The organism is Ideonella flava, assembly GCF_051857595.1.
In the GTDB taxonomy this organism is placed as follows: Bacteria; Pseudomonadota; Gammaproteobacteria; order Burkholderiales; family Burkholderiaceae_C; genus Ideonella.
Genome location: NZ_JBPZHD010000001.1, coordinates 440222 through 460608, shown reverse-complemented (window position 1 = coordinate 460608; position 20387 = coordinate 440222). Strand labels below are relative to the sequence as shown.

The window sequence follows — 20387 nt, the reverse complement described above, 5'->3', positions numbered from 1 at the left end:
CCTTCGCCTTCGCCTTCGCCATCGCCATCGCCATCGCCATCGCCTTCGCCTTCGCCATCGCCATCGCCTTCGCCATCGCCTTCGCCTTCGCCTTCGCCTTCGCCTTCGCCTTCGCCTGCACCCGCGCCTGCACCGGTGACCTTCATGGGCAGCGACAAGATATTGGTCGGCGGGGCCATGCCCGACGAGACGGCGGCCGCCGCGCCGTTCGACGTGCGCTACGCGTACGTCCACAGCCAGCCGGCGCCTTCATCGGCCTACTACACCGCCTCGCTCTGCCACGACGACTGGACGAGCTGGTGGGGCTGCTGGCCGGGCAGCACCACGCCGCCGGGGTACTACGTGACGTGGTGGGATGACCACGTGGAGCAGGCGACGTGGCAGGGCAAACCGCGCCCGCAGATCTTCTTCTGGACCTGGTATTCGCTGCGCGACCTGGGCGATCTCGCCGGCTCTGGCGACGGCCCTGGCGAGGTGGTGGCCATCAACCGGGTCGACCTGCTCACGCGCTATCTCGACGACTATCGCTTCTTCTTGCAGAAGATCGGCAGCAAGCGCGAGATGGTGGATCTCGAGCCCGACTTCTGGGGCTACGTGCGCTCGCTCGGCAGTCCCCACGATGTTCCGGACGTCGTCAGTGCCGCCAACCCGACCGATTGCGGATCGCAGGAGAACAGCGCCGCGGGCCTCGCCAGCTGCCTGATCTCGATGGCCCACAAGTACGCCCCCAACACCGGCGTGGGCCTGCACCTTTCCTGCTGGGACTGGCAGACCAACACCCAGGGATGCGGCGACTTCTACCTGGCGCTGGGCGCGAAGAAGGCCGACTTCCTCGTCGCCGACGTGTCCGATCGCGATGCGGGCTGGTACGCCCTGCCGGAGCACGGCGGCTACGACAACTTCTGGACCGACCAGAAGGCGGCCGACTACCTGGCCTTCTACAAGACGATGTCCGAGACCGTGGGCAAGCAGGTGGTGCTTTGGCAGATCCCCGTGGGCAACATGGCGCAGAACAACACGTTGAACCACTACCAGGACGACAAGGTGGATTGGTTCTTCTCGCACATGAGCCAGGTCGCGGATGCGCACATCGCCGCGCTGCTCTTCGGCGCGGGCCAGCAGGAGCAGACCGGCCCGGACACCGATGGCGGCAACCTCGTCGCCAAGACCATCGACTACCGGAAATCCGGCGGCACGCCGCTGCGCTGAGGGCGGGCTGACCGGGCTGCGAGCGGCAGGCTGATCCGGGCGCCGCGCCCGGCTCGCCTGCCCCGCGATCAAGCCGCCAGCAGTCCTTCCAGCGTCCGTCGGTAGATGTTCTTCAGCGGCTCGACCGCATCCACCGACACGCACTCGTCGACCTTGTGGATGGTGGCGTTCACCGGGCCGAACTCCACGACCTGCTCGCACACCTTGGCGATGAAGCGGCCGTCGGAGGTGCCACCGGTGGTGGACAGCTCCGCCTTCACGCCGGTCTCGGCCGTGATCGCGGACGACAAGGCCGCGACCAGCGAGCCGACGGGCGTGAGGAAGGGCTCGCCGCCGAGCGTCCACGCGATGGACCAGTCGAGGCCGTGGCGCTCCAGGATTTCGCCGACGCGAGCCTTCAGGCCTTCGGGCGTCGAGGCGGTCGAGAAGCGGAAGTTGAAGTCCACCACCAGCTCGCCCGGGATGACGTTGGTCGCACCGGTGCCGCCATGGATGTTGGACATTTGCCAGGTGGTCGGCGGGAAGTATTCGTTGCCCTGGTCCCACGCCTGCGCGGCCAGCTCGGCCAGGGCCGGCGCGGCCAGGTGGATGGGGTTGCGCGCCAGCTGAGGGTAGGCCACATGGCCCTGGATGCCGCGCACCGTGAGCTTGCCCGAGAGCGAGCCGCGCCGGCCGTTCTTGATCATGTCGCCGAGCTGCTCGACCGAGGTCGGCTCGCCGACGATGCAGCAGTCGAGGTGTTCGCCGCGCTCCTTCAGCGCCTGCACGACCTTCACCGTGCCGTCCACCGACGGCCCCTCTTCATCGCTGGTCAGCAGGAAGGCGACGCGGCCGGCGTGGGAGGGGTTCGCGTGCACGAATTCCTCCGCCGCGACGACCATCGCCGCCACGGAGGTCTTCATGTCCGCCGCGCCGCGGCCGAAGAGCTTGCCTTCGCGATAGCTCGGCACGAACGGGTCGCTCGCCCAGGCGCCCAGCGGGCCGGTAGGGACCACGTCGGTGTGCCCGGCGAAGACGACCGTCGGGCCCGGCTTCGCCCCTGCACGCACCGCCCACAGGTTGGCGACGCGGAAGTCTTCGGGGCCGAAGGGCAGGTGCTCGCAGGCGAAGCCCGCGCGCGCCAGCCGTTCGGCGATCAGCTCCTGGCAGCCCCGGTCATCGGGCGTGACGCTGGGGCGGGCGATCAGGGTCTCGAGGAGTCTGAGGACGGTCGTCAAATCGGTATTCCAACCAAGGTACTTGCGCGGATCCGGCTTTGCCGGTCCGCTGCAAGAGCCCCCTCGGGGGGCAGCGACCGGCAGGGAGCGTGGGGGCCTTGTTCTGCCGGTCCGCTGCAAGAGCCCCCTCGGGGGCAGCGACCGGCAGGGAGCGTGGGGGCCTTGTTCTGCCGGTCCGCTGCAAGAGCCCCCTCGGGGGGCCGCGACCGGCCGGGAGCGTGGGGGCTCAGTTCAACGGGTTCTGGCCGAGATGAGCGGCTTGGGCGGCGCGTTCTCCGGCACCACGTCGAGCGTGATCTCGGTGAAGGTCGGGGTCTCGGGCTCGGGCTTGTTGACCGGCACGCGCGAGACCGGCTCGGATTCGTTCTGCAGGCGCCACAGCAGGTTGGTCGGCGAGTCGGCATGCACCAGCGCCTCGTCGCGGGTCACCAGGCCCTCGTTGATCAGGCGCGCCAGGTCCTGCTCGAAGGTCTGGGAGCCTTCGGCCATGGAGCGCTCCATCGCCTCGCGCACGCCGCCGAAATCGCCCTTCTCGATCATCTCGGCGACCAGCTTGGAGTTCAGCAGCACCTCCACCGCCGGGATGCGGCCGCCGGAGTTGGAGCGCAGCAGGCGCTGCGAGACGATGGCCTTCATCGCCGCGCTCAGGTCGGCCAGCAGGGCCGGTCGCGACTCGGGCGTGTAGAACGAAAGGATCCGGCCCAGCGCGTGGTGGCTGTTGTTGGCGTGCAGGGTCGCCAGCACCAGGTGGCCGGACAGGGCGTACGAGATGGTCTGCGACATCGTCTCGCGGTCGCGGATCTCGCCGATCATGATGCAGTCGGGGGCCTGGCGCAGGGCGTTCTTCAGGCCGATGTGCAGCGAATGGGTGTCGCGGCCCACCTCGCGCTGGTTCACCACCGAGCGCTTGTTCGTGAACAGGTACTCGATCGGATCCTCGATGGTGAGGATGTGGCCCGACATGTGCTGGTTGCGCCACTCCATCATCGAGGCCATGGTGGTGCTCTTGCCGGTGCCGGTGGCCCCCACCATCAGGATCAGGCCGCGCTTTTCGAGCGCCAGGGTCGAGAGCACGGGAGGCAGGTGCAGCGAATCCAGCGCCGGGATGCGCACCGGGATGCATCGCACCACCGCCGCCACGGTCGCCCGCTGCTTGAAGGCCGAGAGGCGGAAGCTGCCCACCTTGGGGATGCCCACGCCGATGTTGAGCTCGCCTTCCTGCTCCAGCTCTTCCAGCTGCAGCGGCGTGAGGATCTCGGTCAGCAGCTGGCGCGGCGCGGCCGGGGCCAGCACGTGGTCCGTCACCGGCAGCAGCTGCCCGTTGACCTTGAGCAGGATGGGCGCGTTCGCCGAAAGATACAGGTCCGAAGCACCCTTGTCGGCCATCAGGCGCAACACGTTTTCCATCGTGATCAAGTCAGTTCTCCGGACGCAGTGAGTTGATATCGCATCTTCGGCCGATGGTCGGCGCTCTTGAGGGGCCTGGGCCCCGCCCGCGCGATCAGCCGCGCAACAGTTCGTTGATGCTGGTCTTGGCTCGCGTCTGCGCGTCGACGCGCTTGACGATCACCGCGCAATACAGGCTGTACTTGCCGTCGGGCGAGGGCAGGTTGCCGCTGACCACCACCGAGCCGGCGGGCACGCGGCCGTAGCTCACCTCGCCGGTGGCGCGGTCGTAGATCTTGGTGCTCTGGCCGATGTACACGCCCATCGAGATGACCGAGTTCTCTTCGACGATCACGCCCTCGACCACCTCGGAGCGGGCGCCGATGAAGCAGTTGTCCTCGATGATGGTCGGGTTGGCCTGCACCGGCTCCAGCACGCCGCCGATGCCCACGCCGCCGGACAGGTGCACGTTCTTGCCGATCTGCGCGCACGAGCCCACGGTGGCCCAGGTGTCGACCATCGCGTTCTCGTCGACGTAGGCGCCGATGTTCACGTACGAAGGCATCAGCACCGCGCCCTTGGCGATGTAGCTGCCGCGGCGCGCCACGGCTGGCGGCACCACCCGCACGCCGCAAGCGGCCAGCGCCGCGTCGTCCATGTGCGAGAACTTGGTCTCCACCTTGTCGAAGTAGGTCAGGTCGCCCGAGTGGATGGGCTTGTTGTCCTTCAGGCGGAAGGACAGCAGCACCGCCTTCTTGACCCACTGGTTCACCTGCCACTGGCCGACGCCCTGGCGCTCGGCCACGCGCAGGCGGCCGGCGTTCAGGTCGACGATGACCTGCTCCACGGCCTCGTGGATGGCGGGCGAGGCGGACGCGGCGGTGAGCTTGGCGCGTTCTTCCCAGGCCAGGTCGATGATGGTTTGGAGGTCTTGCGTCATGGTGCTGAGGGGGTTCAAAGGGATCGCGTGTAGGCGACGATGCGCTGGGCAGCCTCGACGCACTCGTGCGCCTCGGCGACCAGCGCCATGCGGATGCGGCCGGCGCCCGGGTTGTGGCCGTGGGCCTCGCGCGCCAGCAGGCTGCCGGGCAGGACCGAAACATTGTATTGAGCGAGCAGGCCCAGGCTGAAGGCGATGTCGTCGCCGCCGTGGGCATGCCGGGGCACGCCGGCCCAGAGGTAGAAGCCGGCATCGGGCAGCTTCACGTCCAGCACGTCGGTGAGCAGGGGCGTCACCTGCGCGAACTTGGCGCGGTACTGCGCCCGGTTGGCCTCGACGTGGACCTCGTCGTTCCAGGCCGCGATGCTGGCCGCCTGCACCACCTTGCTCATCGCGCTGCCGTGGTAGGTGCGATACAGCAGGAAGGCCTTGAGGATGGCGGCGTCGCCGGCCACGAAGCCCGAGCGCATGCCCGGCACGTTGCTGCGCTTGGAAAGGCTGGTCAGCACGACCAGGTTGCGGAAGTCCTCGCGCCCCAGCGCCTTGGCGGCCGCCAGCGCGCCCAGCGGCGGCTCGTCGCGGAAGTAGATTTCCGAATAGCACTCGTCGCTGGCGATGACGAAGCCGTGCCGGTCCGACAGCTCGAAGAGTTCCTTCCACTCCGACAGCGGCATCACCGCGCCGGTGGGGTTGCCCGGCGAGCAGGTGTAGAGCAGCTGCGTGCGGGCCCAGGTGGCCTCGTCGATCAGCCGCCAGTCGCAGGCGAAGTTGCGCGCCGGGTCGCTGTTGGCGAAGGCCGTCTCGGCCCCGGCCAGCAGGGCCGCGCCTTCGTAGATCTGATAGAACGGGTTGGGGCAGACGACCGTCGCGCCGGGCTTCGAGGCATCGATCACCGTCTGCGCCAAGGCGAACAAGGCCTCGCGCGAGCCGTTGACAGGCAGCACCTGGGTGCCCGGGTTCAGCGCGACGCCGTAGCGCCGGGCCACCCAGGCGGCCATGGCCTCGCGCAGCGCGGGCTCGCCGGCGGTGGCGGGGTAGCTCGAAAGGCCGGCGAGGCTGCCGCACAGGGCCTGCTCGACCAGGGCCGGCGCGGGGTGCCGGGGTTCGCCTATGCCCAGGCTGATCGGGCGATAGGCGGGGTTGGGGTGGACGTCGCGGGTCAGCGCGCGAAGGCGCTCGAAGGGGTAGGCGTGCAGCCTGCCGAGCAGGGGATTCATCCGCGGATTATCGGGGCAAGCCCCGGCCCCGACGGCTCAGCGCGAAGGCGTCTGCGCGGCCGCCAGCGTGGGGCCGGCGGTCGCCCGCGGTGCACATTCGCCGCGCGACACGCAGGCCGCCAGCACCTCGCGCCGGTCCCGCCCCAGCACCACGCGCAGGTCGGCCACGCCGTCGATCGTGTGGACCTGCTCGGTGGCCGCGCCCGCGGGGATGCGCTGCGCGATGGTCATCGCCGCCGCCTGGAAGCCGGCGCGGTACTGAACGACCGTCTCGGCCTGGGTGTAGGGGCGCTGGTTCTGCAGCCGCAGCACCTCCAGGCCGTCGGCCTTGACCAGCTGGCTCACACGCGCCGCGGCGCCGTTCACCCCGACGCCGTTGACGATGTTGACCTTCGCCGCGGCGGCCGGGCCCGCGGGGGCCACGGCCGGGGACGCCGCCATGGTTGATGTCGGTGCCACCGGCGCGGCGGCGACGACCGGCGCGACAGGCGCCGGCAGCGGGGCCGGCGCGGCGAGCGTCGGCGCATCCACCTGCGCGAGCGCCGCGACGTTGGGCAGCGCCTGCACCGCCAGCGGCGCCGGGGCGGCGTCGCCTCGCAGCATCGCCAGCACCTGGTCCGGCACGTCTTCGCTTGCCGGCGGCGGCTGCTGCTGCTGGAAGGCCACGACCGCCTCCGGCCGCGCGCCGTGGATCAACTCCGGCGCCAGCCGCAGGGCCAGGCGCCGCTCGACCTGCTCCAGGTTGATGCGGGCCATCGGGTGCGCCGGATCCAGCACCACCGCGCGGCCCAGCACGCTGGCGGCTTCCTCGTCCAGCCCGTCGAGGGCGAGCGCATAGCCGAGGTTGTTGAGCAGGCGGACGTTGTCGGGCTGCAGTGCCACGGCCTGGCGGAATTGCTCTATGGCCTGGTCCATGCGCTGGTGCCGCACGAAGGCGACGCCGGTCGCGGTGCGCAGGTCGGGGTCGGACGGGTTGGCCGCCACCGCCTTGCGCCAGGCCTCCAGCGCCTGCGCGCCGCGCCCCTCGGCCTCGTACATGCGGGCCAGCGTGGCGTAGCCGTTGCCGGCCGATGCACGGCTCGCCGCGTCGACCGTGTAGACCGGCTCCACCTTCCACGCCGGGCCGGCCGGGGAGGCACAGCCCGCGAGCACCAGGGCACCGGCCAGCGGCAGGCAGGGCAGCATCAGGGCGACAGCGACACGCATGGAGTGCTCCTTCAACGACCGCCGCCGAGGGTGGGCAGCAACACGCGGTAGACCTGGATCATGGCCGGCCCCATCAGCACGACCATCAGCGAAGGGAAGATGCAGAAGATCAGCGGGAACAGCAGCTTCAGCGCGATCTTGGCGGCGGCCTCCTCGGCCTTCTGCCGGCGGCGGGTGCGCAGCAGGTCGGACTGGATGCGCAGCGAGGCGGCGATGCTGGTGCCGAAGCGCTCGGCCTGGTTGATCATCGAGACGAAGCCGTCCACCTCCTCCACGCCGGTGCGGATCGAGAGGTTGCGCAGCGCGCGCTCGCGGTCGCCGCCGGCTCGCAGCTCCAGGTTGACCAGCCGCATCTCGTCGGCCAGCGCCGGGCTCTTGAACTGCATGTCCTCGGCCACGCGCACCATCGCCGCCTCGGTGCCCAGGCCGGCCTCGACGCAGATGGTCATGAGGTCCAGCGCATCGGGGAAGTTCTCGAAGATCTCGCGCTGGCGACGCTCCACCTTCTTGCCCAGCACGTAGTTGGGCAGGTAGTAGCCGATGGCGGCGGCCACCAGCAGCACGAACAGCAGCTTGTTGCCCTTGAGGGCCGCGCCGCTGAGCGTGAAGGCCGCGAAGGCGGCCAGCGGCAGGCCCAGCGTCAGCAAGGTCTTGATGCCGAAGAAGGCCGTCGGTGCGGAGGGATTGCGGATGCCGGCGTTGGCGAAGCGCAGCTTCACGTTCGAATGCTCGAAGCCTTCCTCCGGCGCCGCCAGGTGGCTGATCGGCCGCGTCACGCGGGCCAGCTTCTCCAGCCAGCGGCCGGCGGGTGCCGGGGCATCGCCCGCCAGCGCCTGCAGGCGCTGCCTGGCGGGAGCCGGCTTGAGGGCCGTCGCCAGTCCCATCACGAAGGCCGCCACCACCACGAAGACGGCGGCCAGGAAGCCGATCTGCATCAAGCTCATGATCCCTGTCCCCTTACACCCGGATGCGGACGATGCTGCGCATCCACAGCACGCCCAGCACCATCATGAACATCGCCACGCCGACCATGCGCAAGCCCAGCGGGTCGGTCCAGAGCACGGACAGGAACTTCGGGTTGACGATGTTCACCATCAGCGCCACGCCGAAGGGCAGGGCGACGAGGATCTGCGCGGACAGCTTGCCTTCCGCCGACAGCGTGCGCACTTCGCCCAAGAGTTTCAGGCGCGCGCGCACGATGCTGCTGATGCTGTCCAGCAGCTCCGCCAGGTTGCCGCCCGATTCGCGCTGGATCATCACCGCCACCGCGAAGTAGCGAACGTCCGGCAAGGGCACCCGGTCCGACAGGTTGGCCAGCGCGTCCGGCGTGGGCACGCCGTAGTTCAGTTCGTCGGACAGGACGCGGAAATCGCGCCCCATCGGCTCGGGCATCTCGTCGCCCACCATGCGGATGGCGGTGGGGAACGAGTGGCCGGCGCGCATCGCGCGGCCCATCAGGTCCAGGGCCTCGGGGAACTGGAACTCGAAGCGGGCGACCCGCTTGGCCCGGCTCACCGAGATCCGCCACCAGGGCAGGGCGAACAGGGCCACACCCAAGCCCCAGCCCAGGATGGCGGGGCGCCCCAGCAGCGGCGGCAGCGCCAGCCCGACCAGGCCCAACGCCAGGGAAAGCACGATCATCTCGACCGCCGACACGGCCTTGCCGGACGACTGCACCCAGCGCGACAGCCGAGTGCCGCCGGCGGACCGGTCCAGCAGGTCCTGCAGCCAGCCCATGCGCCGGCGCTCCTGCACCCGCTCCAGCGACATCTCGGTGCGGGATTCGCCATGCAACGAGGCCAGCCGGTCGGCGATGCGCTTGGCCTGCGGGCTGCTCTTGCTGGCCCAGAGGTTGTAGAGGCCTTCGAGGGCGAGCACGACGGCCAGGAAGGCCACCACGGCGAAAAGGGCGAGTGACGGGTCCATCGAAACTCCTTTCAGACCGGAACGCGCTGCGGCACGAAGATGCTCTCGTTCACCGTCACGCCGTGCGTCAGCAGCCGGTCCCAGAAGCGCGGTCGGATGCCGCTGGCCACGAAGTAGCCCTGCACGCCGCCGTCGGGCGCCACGCTGGTCTGCTTGAAGGAGAAGATCTCCTGCATGGTGAGGGTGTCGCCCTCCATGCCGGTGACCTCCTGGATGCTGGTGATCTTGCGGGTGCCGTCGGTCAGGCGGTTGGCCTGCACGATCACGCCGATGGCCGAGGCCACCTGCGAGCGCGCGGCGCGCGGGGGCAGGTCCACGCCGGCCATGGCGATCATGCTTTCCAGCCGGGCCAGCGCGTCGCGCGGCGTGTTGGCGTGGATGGTGGTCATGGAGCCCTCGTGGCCGGTGTTCATGGCCTGCAGCATGTCCAAAGCTTCCGGCCCGCGCGTTTCGCCGAGGATGATGCGGTCCGGCCGCATGCGCAGGGCATTGCGCACCAGGGCGCGTTGGGTCACTTCGCCGCGGCCCTCCACGTTGGCCGGCCGGGTCTCCAGCCGCACCACGTGTGGCTGCTGCAGTTGCAGCTCGGCCGCGTCCTCGATCGTCACCACGCGTTCGCGAGCCGGCACGTAGCTGCTCAGGATGTTCAGCAGCGTGGTCTTGCCGGAGCCGGTGCCGCCGGAGATCAGGATGTTGATCTTGGCCTCGGCCAGCGCGCCGAGGAACTGCGCCATCGGATCCGAGATCGACTTGAAGTTGATCAGGTCGCCGATCTGCAGCGGCGTGGCGGAGAAGCGGCGGATGGACAGGATGGGCCCGTCCACCGCCAGCGGCGGGATGATGGCGTTCACGCGCGAACCATCCGGTAGCCGGGCATCGACCATGGGGCTCGATTCGTCCACGCGCCGGCCTATGCGCGAGACGATCTTGTCGATGATCTTCATCAAGTGGTCGTCGTCGACGAAGGTCACGTCGGTGATCTCCAGCTTGCCCCGGCGCTCGACGTAGACCTGCTTGTAGGTGTTGACCAGGATGTCGGACACGGTGGGGTCGGCGAGCAGCGGCTCCAGCGGCCCGTAGCCCAGCATCTCGTACTGGATGTCGCGCACGAGGTTGCGGCGCTCGTTCGAGTTGAGGACCAGGTTCTCCTCGACCAGCAGGCGCTCCACCATCTGCCGCAGCTCGTCGCGCAGGCGCTCGGGCGAGAGGCTGTCCATGGCCTCCAGGTCCAGGCGCGCGAGCAGCGCCTGGTGGATGCGGCCCTTGGTGGCCTGGTAGCCCCGCGCGGAGAGAGCCGCCTCCTCCGGCGTTTCGTTCGGCGCGGCGTAGCCCGATGCCGCCGCCTCCAGGCGTTCTCTCAAGCTCATGCATCACTCCCTTTTTGCTTGCTCGCACTGCCGCCGCGAATCAGGTTGGAGAACCAGCCGCTGCGGCCCTTGGTCACGTCCGGCGCGAGCTGGGCGGCGAATTCGCGCAAGGCCTTCGTGATCGCGCTCGCGGGGGCGATGCGGTCCACCGGGGTGCCCTGGTTCACTGAGGCCGCCACCGCCTGGTACTGGTTGGGCAGCACGATCAGGTCCTGCACGCCCAGCGTCTGGCGCAGGTCGGCCAGGGTGAGCTGGCTGTCCTTCTCGAAGCGGTTGACCACCCAGTGGATCTTGCGGGCCGGGTAGTCCAGCGAGCGGAAGACGTCGCGCAGCCGCTTGCCGTCGCGGATGAAGGGCAGGGTCAGCTGCAGCACGGCGTAGACCCCGTCGCTGGCATCCAGTGCCTGCAGCGTCACCGCGCTGAGCGCGCGGCCGGCGTCGATGATGACGAAGTCGAAGCTCTCGCGCGCCAGCCGCAGGATGGCCTGGATGTGCTCGGGCTGCACCTCGGCGGCGGCGGCAGGGTCTTCGGGCGCGGCCAGCACCCACAGGCCGGGGGCCGCCTTGAGCATGGCCGACATCAGCAGGTCGCGGTCCATGCGGGCGATGTTGCGAGCCACCTCCGCCACGTGGCTGGTGGGGGCCTCGCTGCTGACGAAGAGCGCGGCGTCGCCGAACTGCAGGTTCAGGTCGATCAGCGCGACGCGGCGCTCGCCGTGAGCCGACAGCACGTGCGCCAGGTTCGAGGCCAGAAAGGTGGCGCCGCTGCCGCCCTTGCACGAGATGAAGGACAGCACCTGGCCCTGCCTGGCCTCGGTCGGCACCGCGGCCGCGGCATTGCGCTTGCGCATCAGGCGCGCGACCGAAGCCGCGATGGCGCTGTCCAGCGCCGGCGCCGGCAGCACCTCGCGCACGCCGGCCCGCATCATGCGCATCAGCACCTGCGGCTGCAGGTCCGCGCTCACGAGCACGTAATCGATCTCGGGGTGGTTGCTGGCCAGGGCCTCCAGGGCGTCCAGGTCTTCCGGGCCGGTAGTCTCGGCCAGCACCAGGTCGGGCCGGATGCCGTTGACCAGGACGTTGACGTGGCGCAGCTGTTGGGTGTGAGCCTCCACCACGGGGGCAGGCGAGAGGGTGGCCAGCGCCTGGACCCAGGCCTCGGCGTTGACGACGCGGGGGGTGATGATCTTGATCTTCATGGGGTCGATCTCGCGCCGTTCAGGAGCACACCGAGTTGCCGGAACTCTGCATGTGCTCTCGCCGCAGAGTCGTGGTGAAGGCGGGCAGGTCCAGGGTCAGCGGCACGAACGGGATGATGGCCTCGTACTCGTAGCCCGTGAGCGACACGCGCACCGCCTTGCAGGTCGAGATCGTGCAGGTGTTGTCGGCCGCGGGCGGGTTGAGGTAGGTGACGACGATGTTGCTGGCGGTCAGGCTCGGCAGCCGGCCGATCATCTGCGTCTTGATGTGGGGTTCGTTGAGGTCGCACACCGCGGCGACGCGCGCGCCCAGCCGGGTGGCCTCGGTGGCGGCGTTCCAGGTCCACAGCAGGCGGCCCATCTCCACCACGCCCAGCAGCAGGGTGAAGAAGACCCCGCACACCAGGGCGAATTCCACCGCGGCCACGCCGCGCTGACCATGCGCGTGCCGTCTCATAGCTGGGCCCTCATCAGGGCGGTGATCTGGTTGAAGTCCAGGTCCGGGATCACGTAGGTCACCGCCGAGAAGAATTCGTAGCCCTGAATGCTCACCGACACCAGGTTGATCACGCCGGCCCCCGTGGCCTGCGACAGGTGCGTCGACGGGCAGGACACCGCGTCGCACAACACCACCATCGAGCTGGTCAGGCCCGGCGCGACGGGCGTGCCCGAGCAATCGGTGTCGCCGTAGACGGCCAGGCAGGTGGCCTCCGCCTGGATGGCCGTGTCGCCGGGGCCGTGCTGGGAAAGATGCCGCGCCGCATCGCGCACCGTCTTGTCCAGCGCGTTGTAGGTGTAGATCGCGCGGCCGAGTTCGCTGGCGCCGAAGGCCAGGGCCAGCAGCACCGGCAGCACCAGGGCGAACTCCACCGCCGCGACGCCGCGGTGGCGGGTCTTCATGCGAAGGGGGTGGAGCGGGCTCATGTCAGTCCTTCACTGCACCAGCGAGGGCACCAGCGGCCCCTGGGAGGTGTCGTCGCCCGTCACGCCGGAGCTGGCGCAGGGGCTGCCCGGCGTCTTCGACAGGCCGATGTACTCGAACTTGCTGATCACCGAATTGCCGGTCTTGCGATAGGTGTCCAGCATCAGCACGCAGGCATAGGCCCGGATCGGGGCGTACTTGCCGCCGCCGGTGAAGTTGGTGCAATCCACCATGGGCACCACCACCAGCCGGCGGTCGGCGCCGTGGTCGGTGTGATCCGCCACGGTGGTGTTCTGGTAGGGGTTGGAGTAGAAGGCGGCCTGGGTGCTGGAGTGCAGGCTGCGCGCCTGCTTGAAGTTCTTCTCGGAGACGCCCGACGTGCCGGCATAGGCGTCGTGGCCCAGCGACCAGGTCGTGGCGTCATAGGCCAGGCCGGTGAAGTCCGGCGGCGCGGTGTTCATGTTCGGGTTGCCGCCGCCGCTCTTGTAGACGCCGAAGCGGGAGTTGTAGGCCCCCTCCATCTTGCTCACGTTGCCGTTCTCGCCCACGCAGCCCGGCGGGGTGGTGGCACCCGTCTTCGGGCACGAGCCGGCGATGGGGGCCGGCAGGCTGCACTGGCCGGCGCCCTGCATCACGCAGGCGATCTCGTTGGCGCCGCCGCCGGGGCAGCCGGGGGTGGTGTTGTTGGGGTCGAAGTCCAGCCAGCGGAAGTTGCCGGTGTAGTTGGCGTTGCCGCCGGTGTCCGTGAAATCCAGGCCGTACCAGGTGCCCTTCACGTAGCCGTACTCGGGCGCCGAGCCGCCGGTCTGGGTGCACAGGCCCATCGGGATCGCGCAGTTCGATTGCGAGGGCGCGAGGGTCGCCGTGGCCATGGCCTTGACCGTCTGGTCGCCGAAGCCCACCACCTGCATGAGGTAGGGCGTGATGCCGGTCCGCTGCAGCGTGCAGCGGACGTACTTGGAGGTGCCGGCGGGATTGCTGACGGCCTTGATCCACGGGCCGGTCAGCGCCGGTGCGTACTCGATGGTGATGTCCGACTTGGCGATGTCGCTGTTCTGGAAGTCCACCTTGTTGCGGTGGCCCACCGTCTGGCCCGCCGCCTCGGATTCGAGGAAGGCGGCCTGGGTGATCGCCGGCGAGCCGGTGAGGTTGTAGCTGGCGGACAGGGCGCAGGCGTCCGACGCGTTCTGCAGCTCGGTCTTGGTCAGGTAGAGGTGGCCACCGTCGATGGCCAGGCCCACCATGCCGGTGAGCATCACGATGGTCAGGCCGACGACCACCGCCACCGCGCCGCGCTGGGACTTCAAGGCATGTCTCATGGCTGTCTCCTCACCGTCTGCCTGTTCGCTGCCTCAGGGCTTCACTGGCCCGAAGGGCTGCCGCCCACGTTGATCACCGTCGATGCGGCCGGCGTCTTGCTCGAGTCGCGCAGGTTGTCGACCGCGCCGCGCACCAGCCGCCCTTCGGTGGTGGGCACCGCCGTGCCGTTGCGCCGGGCCGCAGCGGGGTCGATCGACTGCTGGGCCTTCATCACCCGCAGCGAGTCGCCCATCTGCGCGTCGGTGTTGGGCGAGGCGGTGGCCGCACAACCGGCCTGCAGGAGCGCCACGGCCATCGCGCCGGCCAGGGAAAGAAGGGTTCTCATCGCTTGGTCTCCGTGGGCGTGGTGTCGAAGCCGCCGGCGGCCGGCGCCGGGGTGGCGTTGCCTGGCGTGCCGCTGTCAGAGGCGGGGCGCTCGCCTTCCATGCGGCCCTTGAGGATCAGGTCGCTGCGGGTCGGCGGCACGTAGTTGTCGGTGGGCAGCCGGTAGTCGGCCGGCAGCGGCTTGACCAGGCGTGGCGTGATCACGAACACCAGCTCCGACTTGTCGGTCTGGAACTCGGTGCTGCGGAAGAGGGCACCCAGGATCGGGATCTCGCCGAGGAAGGGGAAGGCCTTGACGTTGGTCGTCGTGTTGTTCTTGATCAGCCCGCCGATGGCGAAGCTCTGGCCATCCAGCAGCTGCACCGTCGTCTCGGCCTTGCGGGCGGTGAAAGAGGGCAGCACGGTGCTGAAGTTGCCGCTGCCTATCACCACGCCGGCCGCGTTGAGTTCCGACACCTCGGGCCGCACCTTCAGGTTGATGCGGCCACCGCCCATCACCGTGGGGGTGAACTTGACCGAGATGCCGAACTCCTTCTCGTCCAGCGTGATGGTGCGGCCGCCGCCGTCGGCCGTCTGGATGATGGGGATGAGGATCTTGCCGCCGGCCAGGAAGCTGCCGGTCTGGCCGCTGATGGCCATCACCGTCGGTTCGGCCAGCACCTTGACCAGGCCGTCGGTCTTCTGCATGTTGAGCGCGGTGTTCGTCACCCCCTTGGCCGGCACCGTGCCGTAGGTCGTGGTGTAGACCGGCCGGCCTTGCTGGTCGTAGGTAACGGTGACGTTGCCGCCCTGCGTGATCGCGCTGGAGTTGCCGGCTGAGACGGAGCCGGTGACGGTGCCGCCCACCACGGTGCCCACGCTGCTCAGCGGCACGTTGTTGGGCCCGGTGCCCGAGAGGTTGGTCAGCACGCCGGCGCCACCGCCGAAGATGCCGGAAAGGAAGCGCATCGCCTCGCCGTGGTCGCCCACGTAGGCGCGCGAGAAATCGACGCCGAAGCTGTCCAGCAGCGACTTGGAGATCTCGGCGACCTTGACCTCGAGCATCACCTGCTGCGGCGCGCCGACCTCCAGCATGTTGACGATGCGAGTGTTCTTGCCGGCGCCGCCGCCATCGCGGGACTGGCCGCGCACGAAGGCATTGGCCAGGTCGGTCACGCTGGCCAGGGCCTCGGCGTCGCTCACCTGGCCGGTCAGCACGACCGAGTCGAAGGCGGGGGTGACGGTGATGCCCTTCTCCTGGGGCATCAACTGGTTCAGCACGGCACGCAGGCCGCTGGTGTCCATGCCGACCACCACGTCGAAGGCGGTGCAGCGGCCGCTGCGGTCCAGCATCACCACGTTGGTGGAGCCCACGGTCTTGCCGAGCACGAAGATCTCGGTGGGGCCCAGCAGCAGCACGTCCACGTCGGCCACGCCGGGGCGCAGGTTCTGGGTCGGGGCCTTGACCGACTCGTCCTTGGCCATCGCTTCCGGCGTGTCGCTGGGGCGCGCGGCGCGGGCGTTCTCGGGGTTGCCCAGCAGGATGCGGGCCACCGGCGCCGGTGGCCGGATGACGGTGGACTTGCCCACCGAGACATTGACCACCGGCGCGATGTCCAGACGCTCGCAGGGCGCCTGCGTGGTCTCGGCGACAGGCGCGGGCAGCGGCGGCGTCTTGGCGGTGGCGCGGGCGGCGGCCACGCGGTTGGGCTGCGCGGTGGCGGACCCGGCGGGACCGAAGGCGACGGCCAGGCTGGCGGCCAGGCAGGCCCGGGCCCAGGGTCCTGGGGTGCGGATGGGTGTGAACAAGATGGCCTCCCTCACGGCGTGGATTCGGATTTGTCAGGTCTTTTGCAGGAATCTCAGAAGCACTCGACGACCTTGCTGGTGCCGCGGATGACGTCGACACAGTTGGAGGGCCGTGGCGCCGGTGCTGCCGCCACGACCGGCATCGCAACGCGGCGGACGACGGGCGCGGGCGCTGCAGCGGGGGCGGGCGCCGGCGCTGGCGCCGGTGCGGCCAGACCGAGCAGCTCGGCCTTGGTGATGCCGCTGGTCGCCGCGGTCTTGAGTTCGGTCTGGTTGCGCAGCACCAGCGAGAGGGTGCCCACGCTGCGCGCGAGGTCCAGCATCTCGGCCTGCTCGGGGGTGAGCTCCAGCGTCACCGCGTTGACGACCTTGGGCTTGGTGGTGTCGCGGTCGGCCTCCTGCGCCACCGCCAGCACCAGGATGCGGTCGAGGACGATCTTGGAGATGGTGCGGTCGCGGTCGTTGCCCTTGGCACCTTCTCCTTGCGTGTTGACCATCACGTCGACGAAGGTGCCCGGCAGGGCGAAGCCGGCGACACCGACCACGTCGTTCACCCGCACCGTCATCGCGCGCTTGCCCTCGGCGACCACGGCGGAGAGGCCCCCTCGGGTGCCCACCGGCGCCAGGCGCGATTCGAGGACGGGCTCGCCGCGCTGGATCGAGTCACGGGCGACGCGGCCGACGAGCTTCTCCAGCTCGGTGGCGGCGCCGGGCGGGATGCTTCCCACCGGCCAGTCGGTCATGCGCACCATCTCGGCCGACAAGCGGCCGCCCAGCTCGATGTCCATGTTGGCGACCGCGATCTGGCTGCGCTTGCCGCTTTGCGACTGCATCCAGCGGGCGGCCAGGACCACCGCCAACAGGCCGGCGACCACGGCGATGACCAGCATCAGCAAGCCTCTAGATCTCATGGGGTGACTCCATCTGTCTCGTGTGAATCCGCGGCGCTGCTCTCGCCGCGCGAGAAGGCATTGCCGTAGTAGGTGGCCCAGGCCCAGTCAAGCAACTCGGGCGTCATGGCGAAGGGCTGGCCGAGGTAGGCGGCGCGGCAGCCCATCAGGTGCAGCAGGTCGCGCGGCTGGCAGGCCAGCATGGGCTTGTGGTCGCGCCGGTGGCCTCGCTCGAGCAGATGCTGGTAGGCGGTGGGTTCGAACGCGAGGCCCCGCTGCTCGCAGGCGGCCTCGAAGATGCGGCGAAAGCAGGGCTCCGGCAGGTGGCCCACCTTGATCTTGTGGCCCAGCCGGCGCAGGAAGGCGCCGTCGGAAAGCTCGGTGGGCTTGAGGTTGGTGGCGAACACCAGCACCAGGTCGAAGGGGATCTGGAACTTGCCGCCGTTGCGCAGCATCAGGTAATCGTGCCGGTGCTCCATGGGCACGATCCAGCGGTTCATCAGCTCCTGCGGCTGCACGCGCTGGCGGCCCAGGTCGTCGACGATGAACAGGCCGTTGTTGGCCTTGAAGTGCGGAGGGGCCTCGTAGTAGCCGGCCCGCGCGTCGAAGCTCAGGTCCAGCATCTCCAGCGTCAGCTCGCCGCCCGAGATGACGACCGGCCGCATGCAAGGCACCCAGCGCGCGTCGGGCCGGGCGCGGCTGTCCAGCGCCGAGGTGACGAAGCCTGTCGGCACCGGGTGCGTGCGGTGCCAGTGCGGATCGAACACGCGGATCACCTCGCCATGGACGAGGATGGCGTGAGGCACGGCCACGCTGCCGCGCAGCAGGCGCTGCAGGCTGGCCGCGAGAAAGGTCTTGCCGGCGCCGGCCGGGCCGTACAGCAGGATGGGCCGGGCCGAGTTCATGGCCGTGCCGAGCTGGTCGACCCAGGACTGCGGCAGGTTCAGCTCGCCCAGCGCGGCGTGCACGTCGGTGATGCTGAACTGCTGCTGGGTGATGGACTGCGAGCGCACCTGCTCGGTATAGGCCTCCAGCGTCACCGGGGCCGGGCCCACGTACTGGTTGCGCGAAGACCATTCGGCGGCGCGCAGCCGCCCGCCCTGGGTGAGCTCGTATTGCACGTCGGCCTCGTGCTGGCCGCGGCGCACCACCTCGACCAGGGCCTCGCGCCGCATGAACTGGCACAGCGACTCGACCACGGCGGCCGACAGGCACATCTGCTGCGAGAGCTCGGTCAGGCGCGTCAGGCCGAGCTGGAACATGACCTTGGCGCAGAGCTCGACGAGGAAGCTGGCGGGCAGGCCGGTTTCTTCCTGGGTGAGCGGGGCGCGGGGGAGCGCGGCCATGTCGTCGCGCGAAACGCCCGATCGGGTGGCATGGGGGAAGGGCACCAGGGTCATGCTGTTCGGTCCCTTTTTGTGCGGTTGGACCCTTCAGTGGGCCAGCCCCCACCCCTTCAGAAGAATCACCTCGAGCAGGCTGCCTGCGGCGATCGCCAGCGCATAAGGAAGTCGTCCGTGGCTGCGGGCCGGTGCCGTCACCGTTGGCGTCGCGCCGGCACCCACGCGCACCAGCGCATCGGTCATCATGAAACGCAGGTTGGCGAAGGTGAGGCCCAGTGAGCGGGTCCACAGGGCCACGATCAACGCCAGCATGCCGCCGCAGACCATCGTCAACAGCACGACTCCGATCATGGGCTTGGCCCCGAACCAGACGCCCAGCATGGCGACCAACTTGACGTCGCCGGCGCCCATGACCTTGAGCAAGTGGAAGGGCATGAACATCGCGAAGCCGGCCAGCAGGCCGAGCAGCGCTTGCCACGGCCCGATGGCGCCGTACCAGCGAGCGAAAAGGCCGTCGCCCTCGTAGGCGAAGACCTGGAAGGTGAAGCCCAAGGCAATGCCGGCCAGCACCAGCCAGTTCGGAATGCGCCGGCTGCGCAGGTCAGTGGCGACTGCGATGACGAGCAGGCCAGCCAGCACGCACAGGCTCGCCTTCTCGCCCAACAGGATTTGCCACATGTCGCGTTTCCTTAAATCGTCTTTGTGGGGAGGAGCCGCGCCGAGGCGCGGCTCCCATCGCTTGATTACGGGCAGGTCGCGTTGCCGCCAAGGGCTCCTGCAACGGTCGCGAAGGTGTCGCAAAGGCCGTTACCAACCGCGGTGACTGCGCCGATGATGACGACTGCAATGAGCGCGGCGATCAGGCCGTACTCGATGGCGGTCACGCCTTCTTCGTCACGGGCAAAGGACTTGACGTACTTGATGATTTGCATGGCTCTCTCCTGAGAATGATGAAGACATGCCGGGTGGGCCGGCTTCGTCGCACTACCGATCCGATGAGGGCCGGATCCACACCCTGCAGGCCAGTTGAGAAGACGCCGGCCTGCGAAAACGCGTCGTTGGAGCTAAGGCAGTGCGGCCAAGACCGCATCCGTCCACGTCTGATAGACGACCTTCAGCGCGTCCGAAAACGCCGTGAAGACGCCAAGGCAGACCACTACGATCAGCGCGGCCATGAGTCCGTACTCGATAGAGGTCACGCCTTCTTCATCTACCCACCAAGCCAGAGCGGCAGAGCAGAGGTGGCTGGTAGTGAGGCAAGTCATTGAGCGCATGTCGTCACTCTAGAAATTCGATCCGCCACGCACATCCGACGATGCGCCCGTCTGCGCCCCGGATTCCCCTCCCACCCGCCTGGGAGGAACCTCCCCCCTCAGGTAGCGGTCCGCCAGCGCGCGCACCTCGATGAGCATGTTCGACGCGGGCTCATGCTTGCCCACGAAGGCGCTCGCGCCCAGGCCGAAGGCGCGTGTGCGCGTGGCCGTGTCGGTCAGGCAGGTGAGCACCATCACGTGGGCCTGCCGGCCCAGCAGGGGCAGCAGGGCGAGGCCGTCGTCGCCGCCGAGGTCGACGTCCAGCAGCACCAGATCTGGCGGCGTGGTACGGGCGTAGGCGAGGGCTTCGGCGGCCGTGGCCACCGCATGCACGCTGCCCAGCGGCAGCGTGGCCGAGCGCAGCAACTGCGAAAGGCCTTCGCGCACGAGGACCTGGTCGTCGACGATCAGCAACGACGGCGGCATGCGCCGCGACGGCAGGGGGGAATCCTCGTAAGGCATGAGCCGATGCTAGGCACCGGCCTCGCGCGGGACCATGGGAGTTCGTGCCCGAACCGCATGGGACTTTTGCCCTGGGTCCCATCCCGCCATCAGCACGAGCGACATCGACTCCAGCCCCAGGCGCTCCGCAGGAGCCGCCTCCCACCAGGGCGTGCGCGGATCCGGCTCGGCCGGTCCGCTGCGCGAGCCCCCACGGGGGGCAGGCCCCGGCAGGGGCCGTGGGGGCCTCGTTCCTCGGCTCGGCCGGTCCGCTGCGCGAGCCCCCACGGGGGGCAGGCCCCGGCAGGGGCCGTGGGGGCCTCGTTCCTCGGCTCGGCCGGTCCGCTGCGCGAGCCCCCACGGGGGGCAGGCCCCGGCA

The 20387-nt window shown here is 69.4% G+C and carries 21 protein-coding genes; 1 reads left to right on the top strand and 20 read right to left on the bottom strand.

Annotation, left to right across the window (positions count from 1 at the left end):
• Nucleotides 1-144: 144 nt before the first annotated feature.
• The gene (locus tag ACS5PM_RS02025) at nucleotides 145-1209 is read left to right on the top strand and encodes a hypothetical protein (protein WP_439384882.1); all 1065 of its coding nucleotides are present in this window, start codon (nucleotides 145-147) and stop codon (nucleotides 1207-1209) included.
• A 68-nt stretch (nucleotides 1210-1277) separates the two neighbouring features.
• Here the strand turns inward: ACS5PM_RS02025 and dapE are convergent, their stop codons facing one another.
• The 20 genes from dapE to ACS5PM_RS01925 form a co-directional block, all read right to left on the bottom strand.
• Nucleotides 1278-2426, bottom strand: coding sequence for a succinyl-diaminopimelate desuccinylase (gene dapE / locus ACS5PM_RS02020; protein ID WP_439384880.1), 1149 nt, complete (start codon nucleotides 2424-2426; stop codon nucleotides 1278-1280).
• A gap of 231 nt (nucleotides 2427-2657) precedes the next feature.
• A complete protein-coding gene (locus ACS5PM_RS02015; protein WP_439385603.1) occupies nucleotides 2658-3833 on the bottom strand; it encodes a PilT/PilU family type 4a pilus ATPase in 1176 nt (391 codons plus the stop codon).
• Nucleotides 3834-3927: 94 nt separating this feature from the next.
• Nucleotides 3928-4752, bottom strand: a complete 825-nt coding sequence (gene dapD / locus ACS5PM_RS02010) for a 2,3,4,5-tetrahydropyridine-2,6-dicarboxylate N-succinyltransferase (protein ID WP_439384878.1) — start codon at nucleotides 4750-4752, stop codon at nucleotides 3928-3930.
• Nucleotides 4753-4766: 14 nt separating this feature from the next.
• Nucleotides 4767-5969 carry a succinyldiaminopimelate transaminase gene (gene dapC, locus ACS5PM_RS02005; protein ID WP_439384876.1) on the bottom strand — a complete coding sequence of 401 codons (1203 nt, stop codon included), beginning with the start codon at nucleotides 5967-5969 and terminating at the stop codon, nucleotides 4767-4769.
• A gap of 36 nt (nucleotides 5970-6005) precedes the next feature.
• Nucleotides 6006-7175, bottom strand: coding sequence for a LytR C-terminal domain-containing protein (locus tag ACS5PM_RS02000; RefSeq protein ID WP_439384874.1), 1170 nt, complete (start codon nucleotides 7173-7175; stop codon nucleotides 6006-6008).
• An 11-nt stretch (nucleotides 7176-7186) separates the two neighbouring features.
• Nucleotides 7187-8119 carry a type II secretion system F family protein gene (locus ACS5PM_RS01995; protein ID WP_439384872.1) on the bottom strand — a complete coding sequence of 311 codons (933 nt, stop codon included), beginning with the start codon at nucleotides 8117-8119 and terminating at the stop codon, nucleotides 7187-7189.
• A 13-nt stretch (nucleotides 8120-8132) separates the two neighbouring features.
• Nucleotides 8133-9101: a type II secretion system F family protein gene (locus tag ACS5PM_RS01990; RefSeq protein WP_439384870.1), complete on the bottom strand. Its 969-nt coding sequence runs from the start codon at nucleotides 9099-9101 to the stop codon at nucleotides 8133-8135.
• An 11-nt stretch (nucleotides 9102-9112) separates the two neighbouring features.
• Entirely contained in the window at nucleotides 9113-10468 is a 1356-nt protein-coding gene (locus tag ACS5PM_RS01985; RefSeq protein ID WP_439384868.1) for a TadA family conjugal transfer-associated ATPase, read from the bottom strand.
• On the bottom strand, nucleotides 10465-11667 hold the full coding sequence (locus ACS5PM_RS01980) for a CpaE/TadZ family protein (protein WP_439384866.1): 1203 nt from the start codon (nucleotides 11665-11667) through the stop codon (nucleotides 10465-10467). The genes ACS5PM_RS01985 and ACS5PM_RS01980 overlap by 4 nt, the downstream gene beginning before the upstream one ends.
• A gap of 19 nt (nucleotides 11668-11686) precedes the next feature.
• Nucleotides 11687-12124, bottom strand: coding sequence for a TadE/TadG family type IV pilus assembly protein (locus ACS5PM_RS01975; RefSeq protein WP_439384864.1), 438 nt, complete (start codon nucleotides 12122-12124; stop codon nucleotides 11687-11689).
• The gene (locus ACS5PM_RS01970; RefSeq protein WP_439384862.1) at nucleotides 12121-12591 is read right to left on the bottom strand and encodes a TadE/TadG family type IV pilus assembly protein; all 471 of its coding nucleotides are present in this window, start codon (nucleotides 12589-12591) and stop codon (nucleotides 12121-12123) included. Before ACS5PM_RS01970 ends, ACS5PM_RS01975 begins: the two co-directional genes overlap by 4 nt.
• A gap of 9 nt (nucleotides 12592-12600) precedes the next feature.
• Nucleotides 12601-13908: a pilus assembly protein TadG-related protein gene (locus ACS5PM_RS01965; RefSeq protein ID WP_439384860.1), complete on the bottom strand. Its 1308-nt coding sequence runs from the start codon at nucleotides 13906-13908 to the stop codon at nucleotides 12601-12603.
• 41 nt (nucleotides 13909-13949) lie between these two features.
• Nucleotides 13950-14234: a hypothetical protein gene (locus tag ACS5PM_RS01960; RefSeq protein ID WP_439384859.1), complete on the bottom strand. Its 285-nt coding sequence runs from the start codon at nucleotides 14232-14234 to the stop codon at nucleotides 13950-13952.
• The gene (locus ACS5PM_RS01955; RefSeq protein WP_439384857.1) at nucleotides 14231-16021 is read right to left on the bottom strand and encodes a type II and III secretion system protein family protein; all 1791 of its coding nucleotides are present in this window, start codon (nucleotides 16019-16021) and stop codon (nucleotides 14231-14233) included. The genes ACS5PM_RS01960 and ACS5PM_RS01955 overlap by 4 nt, the downstream gene beginning before the upstream one ends.
• Before the next feature lie 53 nt (nucleotides 16022-16074).
• Entirely contained in the window at nucleotides 16075-16932 is an 858-nt protein-coding gene (gene cpaB, locus ACS5PM_RS01950; protein WP_439384855.1) for a Flp pilus assembly protein CpaB, read from the bottom strand.
• Nucleotides 16929-18311, bottom strand: coding sequence for a DUF8689 domain-containing protein (locus ACS5PM_RS01945; RefSeq protein WP_439384853.1), 1383 nt, complete (start codon nucleotides 18309-18311; stop codon nucleotides 16929-16931). The genes cpaB and ACS5PM_RS01945 overlap by 4 nt, the downstream gene beginning before the upstream one ends.
• Nucleotides 18312-18344: 33 nt before the next feature.
• Nucleotides 18345-18932: an A24 family peptidase gene (locus ACS5PM_RS01940; RefSeq protein ID WP_439384851.1), complete on the bottom strand. Its 588-nt coding sequence runs from the start codon at nucleotides 18930-18932 to the stop codon at nucleotides 18345-18347.
• Nucleotides 18933-18997: 65 nt separating this feature from the next.
• Nucleotides 18998-19186, bottom strand: coding sequence for a Flp family type IVb pilin (locus tag ACS5PM_RS01935; RefSeq protein WP_439384849.1), 189 nt, complete (start codon nucleotides 19184-19186; stop codon nucleotides 18998-19000).
• Nucleotides 19187-19318: 132 nt separating this feature from the next.
• Nucleotides 19319-19519: a Flp family type IVb pilin gene (locus ACS5PM_RS01930; RefSeq protein ID WP_439385601.1), complete on the bottom strand. Its 201-nt coding sequence runs from the start codon at nucleotides 19517-19519 to the stop codon at nucleotides 19319-19321.
• A gap of 18 nt (nucleotides 19520-19537) precedes the next feature.
• Nucleotides 19538-20029 carry a response regulator gene (locus tag ACS5PM_RS01925; protein ID WP_439384847.1) on the bottom strand — a complete coding sequence of 164 codons (492 nt, stop codon included), beginning with the start codon at nucleotides 20027-20029 and terminating at the stop codon, nucleotides 19538-19540.
• Between the last annotated feature and the right edge of the window lie 358 nt (nucleotides 20030-20387).